This is a genomic window from Streptomyces sp. (assembly GCF_050698815.1).
GTDB lineage: Bacteria > Actinomycetota > Actinomycetes > Streptomycetales > Streptomycetaceae > Streptomyces.
In genome coordinates, this window is record NZ_JBOHCV010000656.1 from 1 (window position 1) to 4,935 (window position 4,935).

General features: G+C 69.6%; 5 protein-coding genes and 1 pseudogene. All 6 read left to right on the plus strand.

The features are described from left to right. Positions 1 to 614, plus strand: a 614-nt coding sequence (locus ACRDP3_RS23550) for a DUF5753 domain-containing protein (RefSeq protein ID WP_431519004.1), incomplete at its 5' end; no start/stop codon positions are given. Next, positions 611 to 826 carry a DUF397 domain-containing protein gene (locus ACRDP3_RS23555; protein ID WP_431519005.1) on the plus strand — a complete coding sequence of 72 codons (216 nt, stop codon included), beginning with the start codon at positions 611 to 613 and terminating at the stop codon, positions 824 to 826. The genes ACRDP3_RS23550 and ACRDP3_RS23555, both read left to right, overlap by 4 nt. Before the next feature lie 50 nt (positions 827 to 876). After that, positions 877 to 1,665 carry a class I SAM-dependent methyltransferase gene (locus tag ACRDP3_RS23560; RefSeq protein WP_431519006.1) on the plus strand — a complete coding sequence of 263 codons (789 nt, stop codon included), beginning with the start codon at positions 877 to 879 and terminating at the stop codon, positions 1,663 to 1,665. Next, positions 1,662 to 4,322 (plus strand): SUMF1/EgtB/PvdO family nonheme iron enzyme, encoded by a 2,661-nt coding sequence (locus ACRDP3_RS23565; protein WP_431519007.1) that lies wholly within the window; start codon positions 1,662 to 1,664, stop codon positions 4,320 to 4,322. The genes ACRDP3_RS23560 and ACRDP3_RS23565 overlap by 4 nt, the downstream gene beginning before the upstream one ends. Continuing rightward, positions 4,322 to 4,582, plus strand: a complete 261-nt coding sequence (locus ACRDP3_RS23570; RefSeq protein ID WP_431519008.1) for a hypothetical protein — start codon at positions 4,322 to 4,324, stop codon at positions 4,580 to 4,582. Before ACRDP3_RS23565 ends, ACRDP3_RS23570 begins: the two co-directional genes overlap by 1 nt. After that, positions 4,579 to 4,935, plus strand: a pseudogene (locus ACRDP3_RS23575) (hypothetical protein); the annotation flags it as partial. The gene ACRDP3_RS23570 and the pseudogene ACRDP3_RS23575, both read left to right, overlap by 4 nt.

The following is a 4,935-nucleotide window of genomic DNA, read 5'->3' on the forward strand; positions in this document are numbered from 1 at the left end:
TCCAGCGCCTGTGCAAGCTCGCCCGCAGCTCGAAACACCCCGACTACTTCGCCGACGCCGCAGAATTGGAGAAGCTGGCCACCACGATCAGCGAGTACGCACCCATGCTGGTACCGGGCCTACTCCAGACCGAGGCGTACGCGCGGGGCCTGACGCAAGCCACTCTCCCGTTCGCAACTGAGGATGAGATCGAGACGCACGTGACCGCCCGAATGGAGCGGGGTCGCCGCCTTGACGACCCAACAGCGCCGGAGTTGTGGGCGATCATCCACGAAGCGGCGCTTCGCGTGCCTGTCGACGGGCCAGAAGTGAGTCGTGAACAGCTGGACCAGCTCTCGGAATTGATCCGTCGCCAGACGCGCGTGGTGGTCCAGGTCATCCCGTTCTCGGCCGGTCCGCATCCACTCATGTACGGCACCACGATCCTGATGACCTTCGCGGACGCCCCCTCCGTGGCCTATACCGAGGGTGCGCATGCTGGTCAACTCATCGACGAGCCACCGCTGGTCGCCAAGTATCAGAGGTCATACGATCACGTCAGAGCCGCCGCGCTGTCACCGAAGGCGTCCCTGACCCTCATCGAATCGGCCGCAAAGGACTACACGAAACCATGAGCACCTCATACGACTTGAGCGACGCCGCTTGGCGGAAGTCGTCGTACAGCAACGGCGAGGGCGGAGCCTGTGTCGAGGTCGCCGACGGCTTCGCCGGTGTCATGCCCGTCCGTGACAGCAAGGCCCCCGAGGGCCCCGCACTCGTCTTCCCGGCCGACCGCTGGACCGCGTTCGTATCAGCGGTCAAGGACGGCGCGTTCCGCTCGCTCTGACCTGGGTAGCCTGACGACGGCCAGGGCAGCTCATACGTGGGAGGGGGACCGTGGAGCAGCGTGACGTAGATGGCCACTACGAGGAGTTGGCCGCCGCGTACGAGGATCACTGGGTCTACGGACCGGACCACATCCCGTGGATCTCCGCCCGGATCGCCGAGGCGCTGCGCCTCTCCCCCGCCGACCGGATCGCCGACATCGGCTGCGGCACAGGGCTGTTCGCCCGCGAGGTCGCCCGTACCGTCCAGCCTGAGCACCCTGTGCTGTGCGCCGACCCGTCCGCCGCGATGCTGCGCCGACTGGGCGCACCCCCCCCCAGCGGTCTGACGCCCCTCCTCGCTTCTGCCGAGGACATCGCCGAAGGCCGCGCGGAACTCCCCAGCGAGCAGCTTGACGCCGTCTGGCTGAAGGAAGCGGTGCATCACCTGGCAGACCCGGCCGCAACGCTCCGGGGTCTGGCCCAACGCCTCGCCCCCGGTGGCCGGTTGCTCGTGGTGATGCTCCCGGCCACCATTCGCTATCCGCTGTTCCGCTCGGCTCTCGACCGCTTCGAGGAACTCCAGCCCGACCCCGCCGGTATCGCCCGCCACCTGGAAGCGGCCGGCCTGGCAACGCGGCTGTTCCACGTGGAACATGAGGTGCGGCTGGACCGCGAGAAGTACGTCGGCATGGTCCGGGCCCGCTACATGTCGCTGCTCTCCACCTTCAGTGACAGCGAGATCGAGAGAGGTATCGCCGAAATGGAAGCAGCGCATCCGGAGTCCGTCCTCGTCTTCCCCGACCGGTTCGCCTTCGTGCTGGGCGCGCGGACCGGGGAAGTGGGAACGGCATCAGCATGAGGGTGGACGAGCGGCTTCAACGGCTGCGCGGTGAACTCGATGACCACACGCGCATCGCCGACCACCTCGGTCTCGATCTCGAACGTCCCTTACGCAGCTTGAACGACGGCTATCCGGAGAACGCGGTCGCCCTCGTCGGCAAGCTCACCGAGAAGTTGCTCAAGGAGCTGTGGCGGCACCACGGGATCGAGGGCGACCCGGCGACCCGCGCTCTGAACGACCTGGTCAAGCGCTGCCAGCCGCACATCCGCTCCCGCACCGTGATGAACGCGCTGGAGGACATCCGCCGGCTCCGTAACCGCTCCACCCATGACGGCTACGACATCTCCGACGAGGACGGACTGCTGGCGGTACGCCGGCTCGTCGACGTCCTGGTCTGGTTCACCGACACCGGCAGCTCGGCCCTGACCGGCGGCGAACCCCACATGGCCCCCGAAGTGGCCCGGCGCTGCGAGTTCCTCGCCGGTCTGTACGTCACCCTCGGCTACCGCCAGGCCAAGCGCTTCGTCCTCACCCCGGACACCGTCTACCAGCTCTTCTGCCGGGAAGCGGGAATGCGCCTGGAATACGTCGAGTTGATGCTGTCCCAGGACGCCGAGGACCTGCGCGCCGTCCTCACCTCCGACGGCGGCGAACTGCTGCGCACCCGGCTGCCCAAACTGACCCGGTTCGTCGTCCTGGACGATCCCCACGACGAATCTGCCGTGGCGGAGGCGTCGAGCCCGCTCCGCGAACTGCTCGGCACGGACTGCCGCATGGTGCGCTACGACGGTTTCATCGACACCCTCGTCGACCTCGAGGCACACCTCACCGGCGCCGCCCCGGCCCGTATCGAGGCCGCCCGTACGACGATCACCGCCCACGTTCTCTCCGCCGACGCACGCACAGCGGAGCATCGCCTCCACGAGCCCGATGACGCGGCTTCCGTGCTGGGCCGGCTGGCCCAGGGGCCCGCGAACATCCTGGTCACCGGACGCCCCGGCAGCGGCAAGAGCACCCTGCTGCGTGCGCTGGCGGCAGACGCCGGCACCCGCCGGTTCCGCTTCTACTTCGACCTGGGTCTCAAGCCGAAGGACGAGCCGTTCGCGGAGTACGTGGCACGCCTGCTGGCCCGCTGCATGGCGGCGGACCGTTCACGCGCGTACGACCTCTTCCTCTACCTGATCCGTTCCGGATCCGCGCTGTGCGTACTGGACGCGGTCGACGAGGGGGTGGACGAGTGCAGCCCGGGCGGCTTCCTGCGACTCTTCGCGGATCTCGCTCCGGTGCTGTCCGCCGAGTCCGCGGTGGTCATGAGTTCCCGGGTGTCCTTCCTCGCCGACTCACCGCAGATTCGCCAGTTGCTGGACTACGGAGCCGCGCGCTCCGAGCAGCTCGTGGAGCAGATGTACGCCAACGGCGTCGACCCCGCACGTGTCCCGCACTTCCACCTCCTACGGCTCGCTGAGCCGGACGCCACGCCGCTGGAGAAGCGGCTCGCCGCCTCGCTCCAACTGCCCCTGCCGCAGCCCTTCGACGTGCTGCTCAGCACTCACATCGAACGGACTCTCTCCGCTCCCGGTCAGGCGCGGATCGCGGAACGGTTACCCGATGTCTTCGGTTCCGCCTTCCTCTCCGACCGGTCCGTCTTCAGCCTCCTGGATCTGCACCGCGAGCTGGGTCCGGAAGCGTTCGCCGGCCACAAACTCGACCTGGCCGCGTGCGCACTCGCGCCACTGCTGCGGCCGGTCGGCCCCGACGCGGCGGCGTTCGCCCACACCGCTTACCAGGAGCTGCTCGCCGCGCGGTATCTCAGCACACCCGAGGGCAGGGAGGCGGCGGCGGACATATCCGGGGGCGCGTTCCTCACCGAGCAGGTACGGGCCTTCCTCGCCCCTAGGCAGAACACGGCGGCCGCCCTCTCCGACGACTGCGTCCTGCCCGCCGGTGTCCATCTCGTGGGCCCCGCCGAGCGGTTGCTGCTGCGCCGGGTGCGACGTCCGGTGCGCTTCGACCGGCACGCCGTCACAGTGGGCCGCTACCGCCGCTTCCTCGACGCCCTCACCCCGGACGGCACGTCCGCCTGGGACCACCCAGACCAGCCGGGCCACATCACCCACCACCCGTGGACGGACCGGCTCCGGGAACCCGCCTACTACACCGACCCCCGGTTCGAGAACCACCCCGCGACCTGCGTCAGTTGGTGGGGCGCCTACGCCTTCGCGGCCTTCGAGGGCAAACGCCTGCCCACCGCGCTGGAGTGGGAAGCCGCCGCCCGCGGAACGGACGGCCGGCTCTTCCCCTGGGGGGACGACCCGGACGGCGCGCCGGTCAACTGCGCCGACGCATGGGTCGGGCATCCCGTGGTGACCTTCCAGGCCTGGCAGCGGGAGTTCGCGCAGGACTCTCTCCGCAGGGCCGGCGCCACGCCCGTCGGCGACCGGCCGGCCAACCGTTCCCCCTACGGCGTCGTCGACATGGCCGGCAACGTCTGGGAGTGGACCTCCACCAGCCTCGCCGACGCCGGTGAGGCGGTGATCTGCGGCGGGAGCTACGACAATCCGCTACGCGCGGTGCAGGCAAGCAGCAAGGGTGTCTACCGTAAGCGCGGCGGCAGCAACGCGGTCGGTTTCCGCTGCGTCACCGACATCACCGACCAGGAGGGGGTGACGAGCTGATGAGCGACGCGCGGCACGGTGTCATCGTCGACCGGCGCCCCAGCGGTGGCGGACCGACCGGTGCGGCGGGCGCCTACGTCGTACAGGACGAGGAGGACGGCCACCACTACTTCTTCGACTACACGCAGATCGTGACGGAGGGCTTCCGTACGATCCGGACCGGGGAACGGGTCCGCTTCCACCCGGCCGCCGACAGCCCGGGCAGGGCCGAATTCGTCATCCGGCTCGACCAGCCCGACCCCGCCGAGTACTACGGGTGACCTCCGAACTCGAAGCCGTCACAGGGGTACGGCAGGCGCTCACCGTTGTCCTCCCCGTGCGGCTCCGGCGCGCCCCGGCCTGGCCCGAAGGGCCCTTCCCCTTCGAGCTCGGCAGCCGCCGCACGGACACCGCCACCCGCGCCACCTACTTCGCGCCCGCTTCCGCCCGGGTGCTGTACGGATCACCCGACCGTCCCCGCCGCTGGCACCTCGCCGCCGATGCCGGGCACGACGGGCTGCACCTGCACGGCATGGAGATCCTGCGCACCGCTACGGCCCGGCGCCCCGAACACGCCCTGGCGGTACTGCACTTCACCGTCCAGCGCCCGCTCCTCCCCGTACTGCGCGCGATC